The organism is Bradyrhizobium sp. 172 (genome assembly GCF_023101065.1).
GTDB classification, from domain to species: Bacteria; Pseudomonadota; Alphaproteobacteria; order Rhizobiales; family Xanthobacteraceae; genus Bradyrhizobium; species Bradyrhizobium canariense_D.
The window spans coordinates 1,725,207-1,742,984 of sequence record NZ_CP064701.1; the positions used below are offsets into that span (position 1 = coordinate 1,725,207).

A 17,778-nucleotide genomic window follows, 5' to 3' on the forward strand; every position below is an offset into this window, starting at 1 on the left:
TCACCAGCGGACGGACAAGGCCGAAACTGTTGGGTCTTCTTCAGTGACCTCCGTGTTTATGATGCCGGCCGCAGAACGACGCCGTCCGGCACTACGCCCTCCCGCACGAGCCGCCACAGGGCGATCAGTAGCTTGCGCGCCAAGGCCACGCTCATGGTCTTGCGCGCCCCGCGGGCGTTCTCGGTACGGCTTCGAAACCACTGCGCCAAGACGCTGTCCTTCTGGAACCTGAGAAATCGCCACGCCAATTCGATCATGCCCCGTCTCACTCGAGCATTGCCGGAACGGGTCAGCCCTTTCTCCCGGCGTTTTCTGCCGCTCTCGTCGGGCGAGCCGGTGAGGCCGGAATAACGCGCTACAGCCCGTCGGTCGCGCATGCTTCGCGACAGTACCTCCTGCACCAGCATGTCGGCGGTCTCGACACCAACCCCGATCACCCGCGCCAACAGCCGCACCATTGCGTGTGGTCCATCACTGGGCGCTTGCGTGAGACGCTCCAGGCGAGCGTCCTCGATCTGCCGTATCTGATCGCCGACGAGCCGCCGGCGCGCCATGTCGCGACGCAGCTCAGCCAGGGTGTTGGGCGGGATCGGCTCGCCCTCGGGGGAGCGCAAGCCGTCAAGGCGTTCGGAAGCTTTCTTCAGCTTGGGATTGAAGCCGCGGATGCCGAGCCGGATCAACGCCGCTTTCATTCGGTTGACGATCCGACTTTGTTCTCCGATGAGGCTCTCGCGCTCACGGTTGGGGCGCTTGGCATCTTCGTCCTTGATTGTCGGGATCGCGACCATCTTGCAGTGATCACGCTCGCCACGCAACCAGCCGAGAAAGCTGCGTTTGAGCAGTTCGGTGTCGAGACGATCGGTCTTGGCGCGCCGGTGCTCGCGCGATACCGCTACGCTCGATGCGTGAATGACATGCGCCTCGATGCCGCGCGCCCTGAGCCATCGGGCCAGCCAGAAACCGTCACGGCCGGCCTCGAAAGCGACCGCGATGCGTTCGATTCCGTATCCTTTCTTCTGCGCCTCTTCTCGCCAGCGATTGAGCAGTTTCAGCAAGGCGTTCTCGTCGACCTCAAGCTTCTTCGACGGCTGGCGTTCGACGCCAGGCACAATCCCCGCAACGAGCCAGCTCGACAGGCTCATCTCGATCACGGCGATCAGCGTGCCGTCCGGTTTGAGGGACGTGAGGGATCGGCTCAGGTCGTTCAACTTCTGCATGGGGTGCTCCATCGGTTCACATCAGCGCCGATGAATGCCATATCCTTACCTTCCTCACCGCCGCCGTCTGCTGCATAGCATCTCCCTTGGAGGTTTGCGGACGCCGGCCCCGTGCGCGCGGCGACACCCTCATGGGGCCGGCATCCGAAAACCTTCACAGAACCGGAAGTCGAAATTCGCCCGAACGGTGTTCCAGCTTGGCTTTGGCAATGGACTATCGATGCGCCCGCACAATGTGAGGACCAGGTCCGAACACGATATCTCGCCTCAGGACGCCGTAGTACCGCTCGGCTATTTCGGGAAGTCCTAGATCTTCTATCACATTAAAGCGCTCGCCTTGCAGCAGTTGCAGCAGTTCGATCGGATCAAAAAAGCTGAGCCAGGGTTCGCCCCGCGACGCTGCCCTTGCGGCAGTTGCCATGACGCTGGCGCGGCGCTCAGCAGGATAATTCTGGAATGGTTCGACGTAGTCGAAAGCCACGGCTGCCTGCGGCACCTCGGAAATAAACTTCAATGTGGAGGAGACCGCATCTTTAGTCAGATAAGGCACTACGCCAAGCCATTGAAAAAACGCCTGCTCGTTCAGTTTGAACCCCGCTTTTACTAACCCCTCCGCGAGGCTTTCTCGTTCAAAATCTACCGGTGCGAAAGCAAGCGACGGCGGCTCCGCGAGACCTGCGGTCCTTATCTGATCGCGTTTCCACATTTGTGTCGAAGGGTAGTCGACCTCGAAAGTGCGAACGCCGAGATGAGCATAGGGATTTCGCAGCGAGAAGGTATCGAGGCCTGCCCCCAGCACTACGACCTGTCGTACGCCGCATGCGATGCAATCGCCCATCGTGTCCTCGGAAAACCGGCTGCGCGCTGCGATAAATAAACGCCAGGGCCGTAGCGAGTCGTTTGCAGCGATCTCGTCTAAGGCAGCGGCTGTCTCTTGGTCTATTATCCTCGACGCTAATGGATCTTTGAAGATCGCTCCGCCTTCTAGCTTTTGATGAATGGCACGATAAGCAGCCGCACCCCGAGCGGTCTGACTAGCTTGTCCATCGCGCATAATGATCTGTCCCGAAAAGGGTGCACGGCTCATGGCATCGTTGCTGCTCAAATTCAGCACCCTCGATAAGGGACTCTTGATGTCCACCTCGTCAAGAGCGCCGCCCGGCAGGGCCTTCATCATTTGTCAACGGAGACAAGCCACCGCCGTGGATCACCAACCGAGGTGCATCTTTCCACGCTGCACGACGCTATTCGAAACCCTTTGCCTTCAGAACGGTCCGGCTGGCGGGCATGGACAGGAATGCGACCAGCGCTTGTGCGGCGTCAGCCTGACTGCTACCTGTAATGATGCCTGGGGCGAACTGGGTGTAATTCTGTATATCTGGGGGCAACGGGGCAATAAGTTCGACGGTTGGTTGAGCCAAGATTTCGCTTACTTGATTGAAGCCGATCTCGACTTCCCCGCTGGCCACGCTCGCATACAGTGTTCCAAGCGTTGACAGTCTTGTCTTGGCCTTCATCTCCCCAGCAATCCCCATTCGTTCGAGCAAGTTGGCCACGTAGATGCCACTGGCACCTCCTCCGGCCGGATCGGGATAAGCGATCGCTCTTGCGACCAGCATCGTGCGTTTAAAGGCGTCGGCCGAACTTATATCGGGCTTCGCGGCACCCTTGCGCACAAACGCGCCAACACCGACCTTCGCGATAACGATGCGGTTCCCGGCCACGATTCTGCCCTGCGCTTCAAGCCGGTCGACCGTTTGGACCGAACTCAAGATGATGTCGGCAGCCTCACCCTTTTGGACGCGGTCCGCAACAGCACCAGCGGTTCCGTAGTCGACCGTTACCTTGTGCCCCGAGGATTTCTCAAAATCCGGTATGAGGGCATCAATTGCGGGATGCAATGCAGAGGCAGATAGAAGCTTGACCTCGGCGGCTTTGGCGGCAGCTCCCACAGTGACGCCGAGCGATACCAGCCCAATTGCAACTCCCGCAGAGACACTTAGTAAGTTGCGCCGGTTCATGGCATTTCTCCCTTGGACGTCTTGTTTCGCTTTCGGGGAGATAGGCGACCATCTAATGATTAGCACGTAAGCCTACGTCGCCCCGGGTTCTTCGCGCAGAGTTTGCCGCAACGCGCCGCGACGCAATGGAAAAGCGCAGAGAATTTCCACATCGTGGACACTTGCGGGGAGCTGTGCCACGGTAAGGTTGGCACCTCACCGGGGAGCAATATCGTTTCTTCAAGGCGCATCCCATGACAGCTCGTGGCTCTCGCCATACCGCCGGCGCCGCATCCGTCGATTTGCCGGGCGGAACGCAAAGCATTCAGAGAGCAGTGGCTGTGTTGCGGATCCTGGCAACTGCCCGCGAGGCTGGCCTAGGACTCACCGAAATTGCGAAACAGGCGGAACTAACTCGCCCAACGACACATCGCATACTGAGCGTCTTGATTGCGGAAGGCATCGTTGAGAGGCGACAAGGCTCTCAACGATATCTGATTGGCGAGCAGATACCACTGCTGGCGCTTTCGCGGCGAATACGGGATCCCCTACTCGATATCGTTAGTCCTCATCTGCGGGCTGCCGTCCGTGAACTTGGTGACACCGGCTTTTTCACACGCTGGGTGGGACTTGAGACGGTCTGCGTCGCAAGGCAGCTCGGAACCTACCCTATCCAGGCCCTCGCTTGGGATGTCGGTGAACGCCGCCCCCTTGGCGTTTCCAACGCCGGAATTGCGATCCTATCCAGCATGCAAACCGACGCGGCGCGCGAAGTGCTCGCCAAAAACCGATCGCGTTTCTCTCGTTACGGCCTATCGACGGAAGCGATCTTGCAGGAGGTTGCGGTGGCCCGATCGAAGGGCTTTGCAGAACGCGCAATATCCCTCATTCCTGGCGCAAGCCCCGTATCCGTGATGATCCGGTCTTCTTTTGGCATAGCTCGTGGCGCTCTTACCATAACGCCAACACCGCGACGGCGCTCGCCCGAACGCACCGAGGAGATCGTAGCTTGCCTTCTCAGGCACGCCACGGCGGTTGAATTTGAACTCAGCAATGCGGCCACCCTGCGACCGCCGCGCCGTTAGCTTTGCGACAAAGGGAAGCCGGCTTCACCAATGGCAACGCCTAGAGTTATGGGAGGCATGTCGGCAATGGGTCTTGGTCGTGTAAAAACGCTGTTGCATGACGCGGACCGGCGCGGTCGAATTCAGGCTATCGCGGTCCGATCAATTTGGGCAAGTTTTACGGCCGCTCGACCAGAACTCATCCTGAGGCAATGTCGGGGCTCTTTTACGCGCCCCATGAACCGCAACGGCGCGCGGCAACGGCCGTATCACGCCCTCACCGCCGCCAGCAGCGGTTTCATCCCGACGATGTTCAGCACGCGTGTCAGATTGTAGCCGAGCACGCACAGCGCCATCTCGGTCGCAACTTTCGGCAGCGTCACGCACAAGAAGTGCGTCGCGCCCATGCGCATCTTCAGTGTGCCGAACGGATGCTCGACGGTCTCGCGGCGTGTGCGCATGGCGTTTGGATTCTTGTCGAGCCGCGCCTGAGCGCGTTCGAGAACGTCCTCGTGCACCCATCGCTTGATACGGCGTTGTGGGCTCGGCGTGCACTTCGATTTGAGTGGACAGGTTTTGCAGGCGTTCGTCCAATAGTTGCGCAGCTTCTGGCCGTCTTCGTCGTTGGTATAATAATATTTGAGTTTCTCACCGGCAGGGCAGCGATAAACATCCTCATTTGGCAGATAAGCAAAGTCCTGTTTGCCGAAGCGTCCCGAAGCCTTCGCACCCGATGTCATCAGCTTGGGCAAAGTCACCGTGATGCCAGATTGCTCGCACGTCACGATTTCTTCACCCTTGAAGTAGCCGCGATCGGCGACAACATCGAGCGTGTCGGCCTCAAGAACTGCTTTGGCTTGCCGGGCTATGTTTGCAAGTTGCGACCGGTCTGAGCCGCTTGTTGTCACCTCGTGCGCGACGATCAGATGGTTTTCTGTATCAACCGCCGTCTGCACGTTGTAGCCGACGACGCCAGAACCACGGCCGCTCGTGGCCATCGAACGGCTGTCGGGATCAGTGAACGATATCTGCTGATCGGGCGACGCCAGAACCTGTTTTTCAATCGCTGCGAGTTTCGCCATTTCAACGGTCAGATTTTTGAGCCGTTCTTTGATCCGCGTCTTTTTTAACTCCAGTGTTTCCGACGGCTCCTGCCGGTCGGCGGTATCGAGCTGAGCGAGATAGCGCGCAACACTCTCCTCCAATTGCGTGCGCCGCCGCTCGACTTTGCCGCGCGTGAAGTTCTTATCGCGATTATTGACTGCTTTGAATTTGCTGCCGTCGATCGCAACGCTGGTTGTCGCGAGCAAGCCCATCTTGCGGCACACCTCGACGAAGCGCGCGCAGACCTTTTTGATGCCGGGACCATTGTCCTTGCGGAAATCGGCAATCGTTTTGTGATCGGGCGCAAGCCTGGCGAGCAGCCACATCACTTCGACGTTGCGGCCAGCTTCACGCTCAAGCCGGCGGCTCGAGTGGACACGGTTGAGATAACCGTAAATGTAGAGCCCTAAGAGCGCGGCCGGATGATACGACGGCCTACCTGTGCCGGCAGGCTCAACGCCACCGAACCCAAGTTCAGCCAGATCGAGGGCTGCAACGAAGGCGTCGATCACGCGAACCGGATTGTCATCTGCAACCCAGTCGTCCAGGCATTCCAGCAACAAAGTAGATTGCCCGCGATCAGCTCCTTGAACAAAACGAGCCATGCCAGCCCCCGCCGATTCAGTGCGGGAATCATAGCAGGCACGGCGTTTTCACACATGGGATAATTCCGGGCTCGGAGCCATACTCAGGCTCTGCGAATCAGCTCTCCAGGACTCGACGAGGCCCACCCCAGGGCCTTGCAATGATGGAGAGAGGCAATGGAGCACTATGTCGGATTAGACGTGTCACTGAAACTGACCTCGATCTGCATCGTCGATCGGACAAGGAAAGGTCGAGCGCGAAGGGGTGGTTACGTCTGACCCGGAGGCGATCGCGACGTACATCAAATTGCACACGTCACACGTCGTTCGGATTGGACTTGAGACCGGAGCAACGTCGACATGGCTGTGGACCGAGCTGAATAAGATCGGGTTACCCGTTATCTGCATTGACGCCAGGCATGCGAAGGCGGTTCTGAAGATGCAGATCAACAAAAGCGACCGAAATGACGCTGCTGGCATTGCGCGCATCATGCAATGTGGTTGGTACAAGGAGGTTTGCGTCAAGGATCTCGACAGTCATGCGACCAAAGCCCTTCTTGTCAGTCGAGCTCTGCTCGTCAAGATCAAGCGGGATATCGAAAATCAAATCCGGGGGCTCCTCAAGAATCTTGGGCTCGTCATCGGACGAGCAAAGATGAATGTGTTTGCTGTGCGCGCCGCGCAGTTGGCCGAGGAACGGTCAGAGCTTTTTGCCGCTGTCGATCCATTGCTAAAGGCACGCGAGGCCGTCGAGCAACAGATTGCGGACCTTGACCGCAAGGTGCTGCGGCTGGCTCGCAACAATGCTCAGGTGCGACGGTTCATGACGGCTCCTGGCGTCGGCCCGGTCACGGCCCTTTGCTTCCTTGCGACGATCGATGACCCCGCTCGCTTCAAGAGGTCACGAAGCGTCGGAGCCTACGCAGGGCTAACGACTCGCCGATACGCATCCGGGGAGATTGACTGGACGGGCCGAATCTCGAAATGCGGCGATAAGATGCTGCGAAGTTACCTCTACGAGGCGGCCAATGTGCTGCTGACACGCGTAGCAAAATGGTCAGCACTCAAAGCGTGGGGTATTCGGCTTGCGAAACGAAGCGGCCTACGCAAAGCCAAGGTTGCGGTTGCCCGAAAACTTGCTGTCATTCTGCATCGGATGTGGATCGATGGTACCGAATTTAAATGGTCATCAAGGGATGCTGCTGATCAGCCTGCATAATGGATAACGAGTTCCCGCCGAACAGCGGGAGCGAACGTCCCTGCCGGGACGCTGGCGTTGGTGAGATCGCCCCTGGCTTTGCGGTGCTCGAGAGGGCAAAGCGCGCTTCACACATTGATCCGCTAACGTCATCTTACGCCATCATGCGGAGGGCACGCCCCTACCGCGGAGAGAACCATGGACCCGGCAAGGATGTTCAAGGAGAGCTTGACCTCACTCCCGGAATTAGAGAACAGCCAGGGTCAATCGCGTTGGTCTGCGCCTGAATCCGGCTCTTCAGGTCCACCCCCAGCACCGGACATGTCGCAGTACTGCGCCAACCTACGCGATGGGCCATCAGCCGACATGCACCAGCGGGTTAAGCAATCCGCTGTAGCAGCGTCTATTGAACGTCGTTGCCCCACGAAGCAGCTGATTGTTTCACCCCGGCGTCATACCTTTGCTCTTGATCACCGATATGGCGTCCGGCGTTTTCAGGTAGTCGACGAGCGCCTTCGCGGCTGCGGCTTCCTTCGTGGCCGCACCGAGCGCGGCCGTGAATACGACATCCTGCTGCAAGTCAGCAGGGAACGGGCCAACCACATCGAGGCCCGGCACCGTCAAGACGTTCATCAGGAACAGCGCGAGTTCGGCCTCTCCGTTGGCGACTACAGCGACGACCTGTGCGGGGGTCGGCTGCGCTTTCATCTTGGCTTTCATCTGTTCGGTGATGTTGAGGCGCTCGAATACTTTCGCTATTGAATAGCCGGTTGCGCTTTCCGGAATCGAGGCGACCGATTCCGCGTTAAGCAAGGCAGCTTTAAACACGTCGGGCGTGGAGATGTTGGGCTTCGGCGCACCGTCGCGAACCGCGACACCGAGGCCAACACGAGCTATGTCCAGCGTCGGCCCGGCTGCGAAGTGTGATCGCGCGGCGGCGTCCCTCATTACCTCGACCGGCACGACGCCGACATCGAACGGCTTGCCGGAGGTAGCTTCCTTGATCAGGTTCGGAGTGGTGCGAAGAAGATATCGAGCTTGTGACCTGAGGTTTGTTCGAACTTCGGCTTGAGACCCGCCCACACTGCTGTCATGGCGCCGCCGGCCAGAACCCTCAACTCAGCTGCGGTCGCCGCTGGTGACAGCATCATGCCGACCAAGATACCCACTGCCGCGAAGGAAAACACAGTCCTCATGAAACCTCTCCCGAGTATATGAACCCACGTTTGACGCACGTGGACGTTACGCTGCTCCTGGTCCACCGTCTAATGTCTCAGATGGGTCAAAGGCAGCCCTCGGCGGCTCCAAGTTCAACCCTCGGAAGCGGAACGGGCTAGGCCCAGAGAGGAAGTCAGCCACCGGCCATTTCCTGACTCCAAAGTGCGCCACGACCAACGCCCTTTTCAACTGGTTGGCACCACGGTAGCCTTTACCTCCGTGGCTGAGGAAAAAGGGGTGTACTCAGTCGTCCGTTAAGAAGCCGAATTGAGCGGGGGCGGACAGGCAAGCGTGATGCGATAGCTGGATCAGGAAGAGGCACAAGAGTTCTCTGAGCCAGGCGAGGATACGGCGGAAGTTGTGGCCGACTGCTGAGAGCACGACGTTGGCGGCGTCGCCGGCGCGGCCTTTGAGATAGCAGCGGCCAAGGTGACCTTCGGCCTTCAGATGTCCGATGATGGGCTCGATGGCGGAGCGGCGCCGGAGCTCGCGCTTGATGGCGCCGAACACGCCGCGCTTCTGGCCCGAAATGAAGACGCGACGGGGATTTTGCGTGTCGTGGCCGCGATATCCCTTGTCGACATAGGCCCGCTCGATCGGACAGCCGGTGAGCGCCTCGGTGCGGTCGATGACGTCCCGCAGGGTATGACCGTCGTAGGGATTATCGGGCAGCGACCTGGCGTGCAGTACGAACAGGCCACCGGGCGCCCGGCGGTTGTTGCTGACGATGGAGGCCTTCACGCCGAACTCGTAAGGGGCTGCGGCCTTGCCTTTGCCGATGCATTCCACCTCCGGGGCATGGAAGGAATAAAGCTTCCAGCCGCGCTGGCGCTGCTGCTGCGAGCGGATTTGCACGGCCCGGCCAAGCGGGAGGGCGAATGCCTCCTCCAGTGCCGGCTGGCCCTCGATCTTGCGGCGGATGTCGCGGATGATACGGCCGAGCCGGCTGCGCAGAATGCGCAACTGCCGCTGATGCCGGCTGAACTGTTTGGCATGGGCGTAGCGGCCCGCCATCATCGCGGCGGCCTTGGCCACACGAGAATAGGATTGCCGCAGCCTGACGGCGTGCCTTCTCGCCAGGCGGTTGAGCCCCTTGATAGCCGCATGAAGCAGCTTGGCATCGGTCGGAAAGGTGATGGCCTTCGGCTGCACCGTGGTGTCGACGGTGACGCGCTTGAGGTCCTGGCCGCGTAACGCGCCGGCCTCGTGCGCCACCCGCAGGCTCTCCGCCAGCAGCAGCTCCAACTTGTCGCCGAGCCGCTTGCGCCAATGGCTCAGGTCCGAGCGCTCGTGCGGGAAGGCATGCTGAAAGAACTCTTGCCCGGTGAAGAACTGGAAATACGGGTCGTGAACCCAGCGCTCGCAAACGCCCTCATCGGAAAGCCCGTAAGTGTGCTTGAGCAACAGCAGCCCGATCATGAACCGGGTCTCGATCCCGGGCCGGCCATTCTCGCTGTAGAGCGGCGCGACCTCGCCGTCGATCCAGTCCCAATCGATCTTGCCGGCGAGCTGAACCAGCTCGTGCTTCATGTTGATGATCTGGTCCAGCCGCGCCCGGAACAGATCGTTCGATCCCGTCGTCCTGTGCTTCTTCGGTCGCATCGGCCCCTCCGATGCACACAGAATCATGGTCCGCAGCAAAAGGGAATCCACAAACCAAAATTGCAAGGTTTGGGGGCCTCAAGCCCCCAATCCCTGCAATCTCAAATGCCGCCGCAACCGGAAAACTGACTCCTGCTCAATCGCTTAGAGCCTTGTTCACGGACGACTTTCTGATCTCGGGCCGAAGGCGCAGAAGTCCCGCTTGCTTGGGCCAGCGAGTAAGGTGACTCCAACTGGCTGCGGTATTGGTCTCCGTAAGACATTTGGTCCACTACCCGCGTGGGCCTTAGCATGAGGCGCTGCCCAGGTGATCCCACGTCAGCGCAGCGCGGTTCGCAGCGTGATATGGATTGTCATCCTTCAAGCGTGTTGGCCGGACTGGCGCATCCTCTGATACGCCATGACCGCGGACACGCGGTTGGTCGCGCGGGAGGCCATCGAAGGCGTCAAGGCGCGCGGCGGGATCGTCATCGTGATCGCGCACCGGCCGAAGGCGCTGGCGGCGGTGGACTACGTCGGCGTGGTGCAGGGCGGCAAGTTGGTCGCGTTCGGACCGAAGGACAAGGTGGTCGGCGCGCCGGCGGCGCCGATCCCGTTCCCCGCCGCAGCGACGGCTTGATCAGCGGGAGGTGGCCATGGACGATCGGCTGTCGTTGGGAATTCCGGACCGCAGCGCGCTCGACGCGCCGGCGCGCCGCTTCGCGCTCATCGAAGAGCGGTCGCGCGTCAGTTCCATCGTGCCCGCCATCCTGATCGCATCGTGGGGACTGCTGCTGAAACAGGTGTTCGGCGAAGGCAAGGAGGATGCGCCCCATCTGCCGAAGCCGGACTCTCCGGAAGCGGCAACGCAGCCGGAAGCGGATACGTCGGTCGCGCCGTCCATCGCCGTGGAGCGGAGCGCAGGATCGTCCGAACTCGTCCGTGCCTTCGGGCTGCACGCGGTATCGATGAACGAAGCGTTCGAAGCGGCAGTCGATCCGGACAGGCTCAGGTTCGACAGGACGGAAGGGCCGCGGCTGTCGCTGGTCCCGGCGAACCAGAACGCGCCGGCTCCCGCGCATCCGCTGCCGCGGGGGCAGACGGCACACCGGTCGCCGGCGGAGGCGGGGTGGGGGTGGTGGAGGTGGCGGAGGCGGAGGGTCTTCCGACGACCACACGGGCCCCATGTTGACGAGCCAAAAAAGCCGCCACCGACGATCAAGGACCCGCCCCCCGATCCGACGAAGCGGGTCAACCACGCCCCGGTGAGCGCCGGGGCGGTCGATCTCGGCAGCGGGCTCGTCAACGAAGCCTTCATCATCTCGCTCGGTCAGTTGCTGAATGGCGCCAGCGATCCGGACGGCGACCGGCTTTCGGTGCAGGCCCTCCAGGTCGATCACGGGTCGCTGCAGGCGTTGGGAGCGGACCGTTGGCTCTACACGCCGGAACACGACGATATCGGCCCGGTCCAGTTCAGCTACCGCATCTCCGACGGCACCGTCTCGATCGTCCAGGCGGCGCATGCGGATCTGCACGCCGCGCCCGACGAGGAGATACACGGTACCGAAGGCGACGATCTTCTGATCGGAACGCCTCTCATCGACGTGATCGACGCCGGCGCCGGCAATGACATCGTCTACGGCCGCGAAAGCGCCGATACGATCTACGGCGGCGAGGGCAATGACCGGCTGGTGGGCGGCGACGGTGACGACACCCTGTTCGGAGGCCCGGGCAACGACATCATCTTCGGCGGGGCGGGCAACGACACGCTGTTCGGCGAAGCCGGCGACGATACGCTCTACGGCGAGGACGGCAACGACCTCATCCTAGGTGGCGAGGGCGACGACTTTGCCTCCGGAGGGCGGGGCAACGACACGCTCATAGGCGGTCCCGGCAACGACACCCTCCATGGTGACGACGGGAACGACAGGATCGAGGGCGAGCAAGGCGACGACCATATCGACGGCGGCGCCGGCAAGGACGTGCTGCTGGGCGGGGCCGGCAACGACTGCATCGCAGGGGGCGCCGGCGACGACACGATCCATGGCGGGGAAGGGGACGACCACCTGGACGGCGGTGCCGGTAACGACACCGTCCGCGGAGACGCGGGAGACGACCACATCGCGGGCGGCGCGGGCGGCGATGATGTGGACGGCGGCGCCGGCGACGACGTGCTGGCGGGGGGCTCGGGCAACGACTGCATCGACGCCGGCTGCGGGGACGACGTGATCGTCCTCGGCGTCGAGGCGGGCCACGACGTCATTCACGGAGGTGACGGCGCGGACACGCTGGATCTGTCGCAGATCGTGTTCGACGAGAACGTCGACCTCCCCGACGGAATCGTCGAAATCTGCGACGGGCAGAGCGCACAGATCTTCGAGATCGAGAATGTCCAGGGCGGCCACGGACGCGACCGCCTGGTTGCCGACGCCCACGTGAATATCATGGAGGGCGGCGACGGCAACGACACCTTCGTCTTCCAGGACCTGGCTTCTCTGAAGAACGACGGCGGACCACGCGACCACATCGTGGACTTCAGCGTCGGCGACAAGCTCGATCTGTCCAGAGTCGGACAGGAACTCGACGATTTCTCGGGCAAGAGGCTGTTCTTCGCCGGGGCCGACCAGGCCACCTTCGACGAGGTCGGCGCCGTCACCTACCGCCATGAAGTCGTTTCGGACCAGGAGATCACGATCGTCTCGGGCCATCTCGACGGCGACGCGGAGCACGATTTCGAGATCGTGCTGGATGGTAACCTCGACCTCAACGAGAGCAATTTTGTTTTCACTGCCCCCCAGCAAACGAACGCGCACCACTTATCGTGAATCGGCGGACACGTGCCGGCTCTAACAACGGAGAATGAACGATGAACCTGAAGCCCACGGAACGGCCCGCGCGCGCTGCGAAGCAGTCGTTCGGGATCCGCTCGCGCGTGACCATGGTGGCCGTTCTCGCCATCGCCCTGATCGGCGGATGCGGCGGCTGGGCGGTGCACGCCGAGCTGACCGGTGCCGTGATCGCGCAAGGCAAGGTCGCAGTCAGGAAGCAGGTCAAGCTGATCCAGCACCGCGACGGTGGCGTCGTGGGCGAGATCCTGGTCGCCAATGGCGACGCCGTGAAGGTGGGCGATGTCCTCGTCAGACTAGACGAGACCCAGACCAAGGCGGAACTAGGCGTGCTCAAGGGGCAGCGCGCGGAGCTCGAGGGCCGAAGGGCGCGGCATCTGGCCGAGCGCGAAGGAGCCACGGCCATCAGGTTCGACTCCCGGTTCGAGCACGACCCGTTCACGGCGGAGATCGCGCGGGGCGAGATCCGGCTCTTCAACGAGAACTTGGCCGTGCGGGAGGCCAGGCGCGATCAGTTGTCGCTGCAGATCGCGCAGTTCGAGGAGCAGGTCCGCGGGCTGACCGCGCAGCAGGAGGCCAACGCCAATGAGCGCAAGATGGTCAAAGAGGATCTCGAGCGTCTGACGCCGCTCTACAACAAGGGTTTCATAGAAATCGGCAAGATCCGCACCATGGAGCGCGATCTCGTCAAGATCGACGGCCTCAAAGGCGAGATCGACGCCAACATCGCCCGCGTCAAGGGACAGATCAGCGAGTCGCGGATCAAGATCATCGAACTCGACCAGCAGGCGCGAACCGACGGTCAGCGGGACTTGCGCGACGTCGACGGAAAACTGGCGGAGCTTCAGGAACGGATCGTGGCGTCGCTGGACCGCCTGTCGCGCATCGTGATCCGTTCGCCTATCTCCGGCACCGTCAACGAGCTCGCCGTCAATTCGGTCAACGGCGTGATCGCCCCCAAAGAGACGCTCATGTCCATCGTGCCCGAAAGCGCCGACCTGGTCGTCGAAGCGAAGCTGTCTCCGACCGACATCGACCAGGCCACGACCGGGCAATCGGCGAGGCTCAGATTCTCCTCCTTCAACCAGCGGACCACGCCGGAAGTGGCGGGTACGGTCGAAACGATCGGGGCGGCGGCGACCCTGGACCAGGCCAGCGGCCAGACGTACTATCTCAGCACCATCGCGATAGCGGGTGGCCAAAGGCAAGTAGCCGGCAAGCCGATCGTGCCCGGCATGCCGGTTGAGGTTTTCCTAACCACCGGCGATAGGACGGCACTTTCCTACCTGATAAAGCCGTTCACGGATCAGATGATGAAATCCTTCCGGGAGGAGTAGAGTTCTGTTCCCTGCTGCGAAAATGTTCAAGCTCAAGTCCCATTGCGCGACGCACAGCCGATACCGGCTGGCGCCGGCGTTGATCATGATTCTATCGGCGGCAATCCAGCCGGCACGCGCGGACGACCAGTTGTCTCCCAACCTGGGACTGCCTGTCGACTGCCGCCTGGGCGTGGACTGCTTCGTGCAGCAGATGCCGGACGTCGATCCAGGCGACCAGGCGTTGGATCCGCTCTGCGGCAACGCCACGTACCAGGGGCACGACGGTTGGGACATTCGCATCCGCACGCTCAAGGATATCGATCGTCAAACGCCCGTGATCGCAACCGCCGAAGGAACCGTCGCGCGCGTGAGGGACGGCATTCCAGACCGCATCTACGATCGGGCACAAGATAAAGATACCGGGGGAAAGGAGTGCGGTAACGGCGTCCTTGTAGAGCATTCCGGGGGGCTGGCCTCACAATACTGCCACCTCAAGGAAGGCAGCATCGTCGTCCGGCCCGGAGCGCACGTGAAGAAAGGCGACCGCCTGGGGTCGATCGGGGCATCGGGCTTGGCCGAATTTCCCCATCTGCACTTGTCGGTCCGAAAGGATGGCAGGACGATCGAACCCCTGACGGGCCGGCCACTTGGAATCGGTCGAGAAACCTGCGGCGCAACCGGGGGAAGCCTGTTCGAACCGGCCGTCCGGGATGCACTTTCCCGTTCGGCTTCGGCGATCCTGCTGGTCGGGCTCGCCAACGCTCCGCCCGAGCTTCCGAGGCTCGTTCGCGAAGGTGAACCAGCCGTGCCCAATACGTCGCAACCGGTCATCGCTTGGGTCTGGGGGATCAACGTCGAGGGCGACAGCGTTTTCAGAATGCGCATCGTCGATCCGGACGGAAAAACGCTGATGCAAATCGAAACCAAACCGCTCGAAAGGCGGAAGGCGAACTACATCGCCTATGCCGGAGGGAAGCCCGCGCAACGAGCAGGGGAGTATGGACTGCAAGTCGAAATGGTCTCGGGTGGGAAGACGATCTCATCGGCCACCCGATCAATCCTGATCCGAAGCGAGGGCGAACGGTAGCTTGATACGCTGTGAAAGCTAAACTGCACCTGGAACTGCCGCCCAGAATTTCTTCGACCGCGGAATAATCCGGCGCTCGTGGTTTCTTGATTCTATGACGCCAGGAACGCGCAATGAGCCGCTCTTCACCCAGGACACCAGCGAGCCGATGGCTACCCGGAAATATCCGGATCATGGGGGTGAAGCTCGTGGCCCTCACGAATACGTTCAGGGGCTTTGTCGAACAGTTCGGCATTCGGCACGGCCCACGCAGCGAAAAGCTGCGAGGACCCATCCTTTGGCTGGGAGACCTGCACAAACGCAACGACGTGGGCCAAGGCCCCGCCAATCCCGCAGTTTCCGATACTTCGAGCGAAAAGCAGCGTTCACAGGCGCCATGATTGCCCGGCACCCGCCTGAGCTGAACAACAACTATCATTTGCAAACCAATTGATTGGTCTCTTCGAGAGAGCCCGGCTCGATGGGACCTGGGACTTGGGATTCTCTCGTTCATGAAGCATGTTTCGCAGGCGTCGCAATTGGTCGCGGGTCGACATGTGCGGTCTGCGGTCGTCGGAACGTTTCGCCGTGAGCACGATGAGTTTTAGATCGTCTTCCGGTGTCCAATGGTCGGTACCGGTGATTGCGGCGGACTAGTTGGTAAGCGCGCTGGGGCTCGGACCTTGGTCCTTTGACGTTCAAATCGAGGCCGCCCCGGTCGGCTTTGCCGGTATTCACCCCCAGCGGCCGCTTCCAAGTAAAAAGGCGGCGCGACCCGAGCCGCGCTTTGCGCTAAAAACTACGGTTCTGATGCTATGAAAATGACCGTTGTAAGGACCGTAGCTAGTGCCGCTCAGCTCAATAAATTGATGTTAGAACAACGGGGTTGACTAGACACCCCTTCCGCCCCAGCCGCAGCGCGCGCGGCCACACCGCCTGGAGCTTTCCTTTCGTCTTAGAGTCCGCGCTTGCGAACAGGGTGACGTCGTGTTCCGGTTCGACCAGTTCGTCCACCAGCCAGGCGATCACGCGCTCGGTGCCGCCGTAGAGCTTTGGAGGTACGCTCTCGGCCAACGGAGCAAGCTGGGCGATCCGCATCGGCTAGGCCCCCAACACGAACCGCACGACCGTCACGATCGTCCCAGAAATGAGCGACGAAATCGCGAGCAGCGTCCAATTGGGCCTCGTGCTTCCCCCTGCCACGCGCGCTGCGAGCGCCTTCACGGCCGTCAACATCCGTCTCGAGAAAGCCGCTGCAGGTAGGCTATTCCGAAGCCTGCGAGCTCTTCGGTATCGCTTGCGCGCGCTTCCGACCTGCTGTGGAGGTGACGCTCCAGCAGGCAGCGCCGGCTGTCGTGCGCATCGACCTCGGGGTGCCGCGTCCGATACACCGTCCAGGCGGTCTCCGCGGCGTTCTTCAAGACGACTTCGTCGACCATACTCACTCTCTCCAGAGACCGAACCCAGTCGCTGCCAACTCAAGGCGCTCCGGAAAGTTTCCGGATTTTCCCGACAGTAGACGAAGGGAGGAAGCTCAGGATGCTCTGACATGCGCCCGCGTACGTGCCGCACGCCGGCGCTGCAGGCGTTGGCTTCGGCCGGACCTTCTGGATGCAAGGTGGTAGTTGTCGGGGTTGCGGCGGTCGGCTCCGCACTGGAGCTTCGCGCGCCGTCTCTGGCGGCGAGGATTCCATGGCCCGCGCCGCCCGGGCAGCTGCAACCATTGCCTCTTTTTCCCGTTATCGGTAGGGCGCGAGCAATGTGCAAGGAATCTCGATGAAGAAGATCGCGATGTCGGCGCTGATGGTCGGCGCTCTTGGTCTATCCTCGGTGGCCACCATCTCTCCTGCCGAAGCGCACTGGCGAGGTGGCTGGGGACCGGGCATCGCTGGCGGTCTGCTGGCTGGCGCCGTAATCGGCGGGCTTGCCTCGTCGGCTTATGGATGGGGACCTGGCTACGGCTACGACGAGCCCTATCGCTGGGGCGGTGGTTACGCCACCACGACCTACTACACGGCGCCCGTGTCTTACGGCTACCGGTACCGCCGAGCCGTGCGGCCCGCTTACGCCTATTACCGCGGATCATATCCGGTCGTGCGACACCGCTGGCACCATCACCGCTGGTGACAGGCCCCGACAGCAACAAGCCGCGCTCGTCGAGGGCGCGGCTTTTCCTCGGTCAAGCGCTTACCACCACTCGCCGAGAAAGGGTTCGTGTGACCAAGGGCGGCTGACGGGCGTCCCACTTCCCCTAGCTTAAGGCCCTGCTCGTGGGCTTGTTTCGGAGTCGATGCCGTCGACACAGGATCTGTTGGCCTAGCGAAAGGATTGCTGTAGCCACGATCTCGACCACCACATCAGCAAGCCGTCGCCGGATCAGATCGCGTCAAAGACAACGTCCAAGCCGGCGCGTTCGTCCGTAAACGCTATCGAGCCGTCGCCAGCCTCCCTCCTCAATCTGCACCAAATCCACCTGATCCCATCCGAGCTATTCTCGTCCCTGATTGAAGCTGGCTCCGAGAGTGCGGCGGGGGCTGGGCGAGAACATCTGCTGGTCTGGACCGCGAACGAATGCCGTCGG

General features: G+C 61.5%; 13 protein-coding genes and 3 pseudogenes. 7 read left to right on the top strand and 9 right to left on the bottom strand.

Annotated features, from left to right (window positions below):
• Nucleotides 1–56 precede the first annotated feature (56 nt).
• The 3 genes from IVB07_RS08230 to modA form a co-directional block, all read right to left on the bottom strand.
• Complete coding sequence (locus IVB07_RS08230; RefSeq protein WP_247767582.1) at nt 57–1,217, bottom strand: IS110 family transposase; 1,161 nt, start codon at nt 1,215–1,217, stop codon at nt 57–59.
• Nucleotides 1,218–1,431: 214 nt separating this feature from the next.
• Complete coding sequence (locus tag IVB07_RS08235) at nt 1,432–2,394, bottom strand: SAM-dependent methyltransferase (protein WP_247395181.1); 963 nt, start codon at nt 2,392–2,394, stop codon at nt 1,432–1,434.
• A gap of 67 nt (nt 2,395–2,461) precedes the next feature.
• Nucleotides 2,462–3,238, bottom strand: a complete 777-nt coding sequence (gene modA, locus IVB07_RS08240; RefSeq protein ID WP_247369508.1) for a molybdate ABC transporter substrate-binding protein — start codon at nt 3,236–3,238, stop codon at nt 2,462–2,464.
• A 233-nt stretch (nt 3,239–3,471) separates the two neighbouring features.
• Between modA and IVB07_RS08245 the strand changes: the two genes are divergently transcribed.
• Nucleotides 3,472–4,302 carry a helix-turn-helix domain-containing protein gene (locus tag IVB07_RS08245; RefSeq protein WP_247369510.1) on the top strand — a complete coding sequence of 277 codons (831 nt, stop codon included), beginning with the start codon at nt 3,472–3,474 and terminating at the stop codon, nt 4,300–4,302.
• Nucleotides 4,303–4,550: 248 nt separating this feature from the next.
• Here IVB07_RS08245 and IVB07_RS08250 read toward each other — a convergent pair whose 3' ends face one another.
• Nucleotides 4,551–5,990 (bottom strand): IS1182 family transposase, encoded by a 1,440-nt coding sequence (locus tag IVB07_RS08250; protein ID WP_247767583.1) that lies wholly within the window; start codon nt 5,988–5,990, stop codon nt 4,551–4,553.
• Between the two features lie 156 nt (nt 5,991–6,146).
• Here IVB07_RS08250 and IVB07_RS08255 point away from each other — a divergent pair.
• Nucleotides 6,147–7,188 (top strand): annotated as a pseudogene (locus IVB07_RS08255) (IS110 family transposase).
• A gap of 420 nt (nt 7,189–7,608) precedes the next feature.
• Here the strand turns inward: IVB07_RS08255 and IVB07_RS08260 are convergent.
• The 3 genes from IVB07_RS08260 to IVB07_RS08270 all read right to left on the bottom strand — a co-directional run bounded on the left by IVB07_RS08260 (nt 7,609) and on the right by IVB07_RS08270 (nt 9,987).
• A complete protein-coding gene (locus IVB07_RS08260; RefSeq protein WP_247767584.1) occupies nt 7,609–8,130 on the bottom strand; it encodes a substrate-binding domain-containing protein in 522 nt (173 codons plus the stop codon).
• 41 nt (nt 8,131–8,171) lie between these two features.
• A complete protein-coding gene (locus IVB07_RS08265; RefSeq protein ID WP_247767585.1) occupies nt 8,172–8,363 on the bottom strand; it encodes a hypothetical protein in 192 nt (63 codons plus the stop codon).
• A gap of 265 nt (nt 8,364–8,628) precedes the next feature.
• On the bottom strand, nt 8,629–9,987 hold the full coding sequence (locus IVB07_RS08270; protein WP_247489539.1) for an IS5 family transposase: 1,359 nt from the start codon (nt 9,985–9,987) through the stop codon (nt 8,629–8,631).
• A 433-nt stretch (nt 9,988–10,420) separates the two neighbouring features.
• On the opposite strand from IVB07_RS08270, the pseudogene IVB07_RS08275 reads away from it, so the two are divergent.
• From IVB07_RS08275 to IVB07_RS08290, 4 genes and pseudogenes are all read left to right on the top strand, one after another.
• Nucleotides 10,421–10,606: pseudogene (locus tag IVB07_RS08275) on the top strand (type I secretion system permease/ATPase); the annotation flags it as partial.
• A 16-nt stretch (nt 10,607–10,622) separates the two neighbouring features.
• Nucleotides 10,623–12,791: a cadherin-like domain-containing protein gene (locus IVB07_RS08280; protein ID WP_247767586.1), complete on the top strand. Its 2,169-nt coding sequence runs from the start codon at nt 10,623–10,625 to the stop codon at nt 12,789–12,791.
• 41 nt (nt 12,792–12,832) lie between these two features.
• Nucleotides 12,833–14,149, top strand: a complete 1,317-nt coding sequence (locus IVB07_RS08285; RefSeq protein WP_247767587.1) for an HlyD family type I secretion periplasmic adaptor subunit — start codon at nt 12,833–12,835, stop codon at nt 14,147–14,149.
• A 22-nt stretch (nt 14,150–14,171) separates the two neighbouring features.
• Complete coding sequence (locus IVB07_RS08290) at nt 14,172–15,218, top strand: M23 family metallopeptidase (protein WP_247489550.1); 1,047 nt, start codon at nt 14,172–14,174, stop codon at nt 15,216–15,218.
• 888 nt (nt 15,219–16,106) lie between these two features.
• Here IVB07_RS08290 and IVB07_RS08295 read toward each other — a convergent pair.
• Nucleotides 16,107–16,295 (bottom strand): annotated as a pseudogene (locus IVB07_RS08295) (glycosyltransferase family 4 protein); the annotation flags it as partial.
• A 131-nt stretch (nt 16,296–16,426) separates the two neighbouring features.
• On the bottom strand, nt 16,427–16,636 hold the full coding sequence (locus IVB07_RS08300) for a hypothetical protein (RefSeq protein ID WP_247395276.1): 210 nt from the start codon (nt 16,634–16,636) through the stop codon (nt 16,427–16,429).
• Nucleotides 16,637–16,958: 322 nt separating this feature from the next.
• On the opposite strand from IVB07_RS08300, the gene IVB07_RS08305 reads away from it, so the two are divergent.
• Nucleotides 16,959–17,324: a hypothetical protein gene (locus IVB07_RS08305; RefSeq protein WP_247767588.1), complete on the top strand. Its 366-nt coding sequence runs from the start codon at nt 16,959–16,961 to the stop codon at nt 17,322–17,324.
• Nucleotides 17,325–17,778: the final 454 nt, after the last annotated feature.

What these genes read in the sequence shown, in the direction of transcription:
- IVB07_RS08230 (WP_247767582.1), bottom strand. Translation starts at nt 1,217, where the DNA reads ATGCAGAAGTTGAACGACCTGAGCCGATCCCTCACGTCCCTCAAACCG.
- IVB07_RS08235 (WP_247395181.1), bottom strand. Translation starts at nt 2,394, where the DNA reads ATGATGAAGGCCCTGCCGGGCGGCGCTCTTGACGAGGTGGACATCAAG.
- modA (WP_247369508.1), bottom strand. Translation starts at nt 3,238, where the DNA reads ATGAACCGGCGCAACTTACTAAGTGTCTCTGCGGGAGTTGCAATTGGG.
- IVB07_RS08245 (WP_247369510.1), top strand. Translation starts at nt 3,472, where the DNA reads ATGACAGCTCGTGGCTCTCGCCATACCGCCGGCGCCGCATCCGTCGAT.
- IVB07_RS08250 (WP_247767583.1), bottom strand. Translation starts at nt 5,990, where the DNA reads ATGGCTCGTTTTGTTCAAGGAGCTGATCGCGGGCAATCTACTTTGTTG.
- IVB07_RS08265 (WP_247767585.1), bottom strand. Translation starts at nt 8,363, where the DNA reads ATGAGGACTGTGTTTTCCTTCGCGGCAGTGGGTATCTTGGTCGGCATG.
- IVB07_RS08270 (WP_247489539.1), bottom strand. Translation starts at nt 9,987, where the DNA reads ATGCGACCGAAGAAGCACAGGACGACGGGATCGAACGATCTGTTCCGG.
- IVB07_RS08280 (WP_247767586.1), top strand. Translation starts at nt 10,623, where the DNA reads ATGGACGATCGGCTGTCGTTGGGAATTCCGGACCGCAGCGCGCTCGAC.
- IVB07_RS08285 (WP_247767587.1), top strand. Translation starts at nt 12,833, where the DNA reads ATGAACCTGAAGCCCACGGAACGGCCCGCGCGCGCTGCGAAGCAGTCG.
- IVB07_RS08290 (WP_247489550.1), top strand. Translation starts at nt 14,172, where the DNA reads ATGTTCAAGCTCAAGTCCCATTGCGCGACGCACAGCCGATACCGGCTG.
- IVB07_RS08300 (WP_247395276.1), bottom strand. Translation starts at nt 16,636, where the DNA reads ATGGTCGACGAAGTCGTCTTGAAGAACGCCGCGGAGACCGCCTGGACG.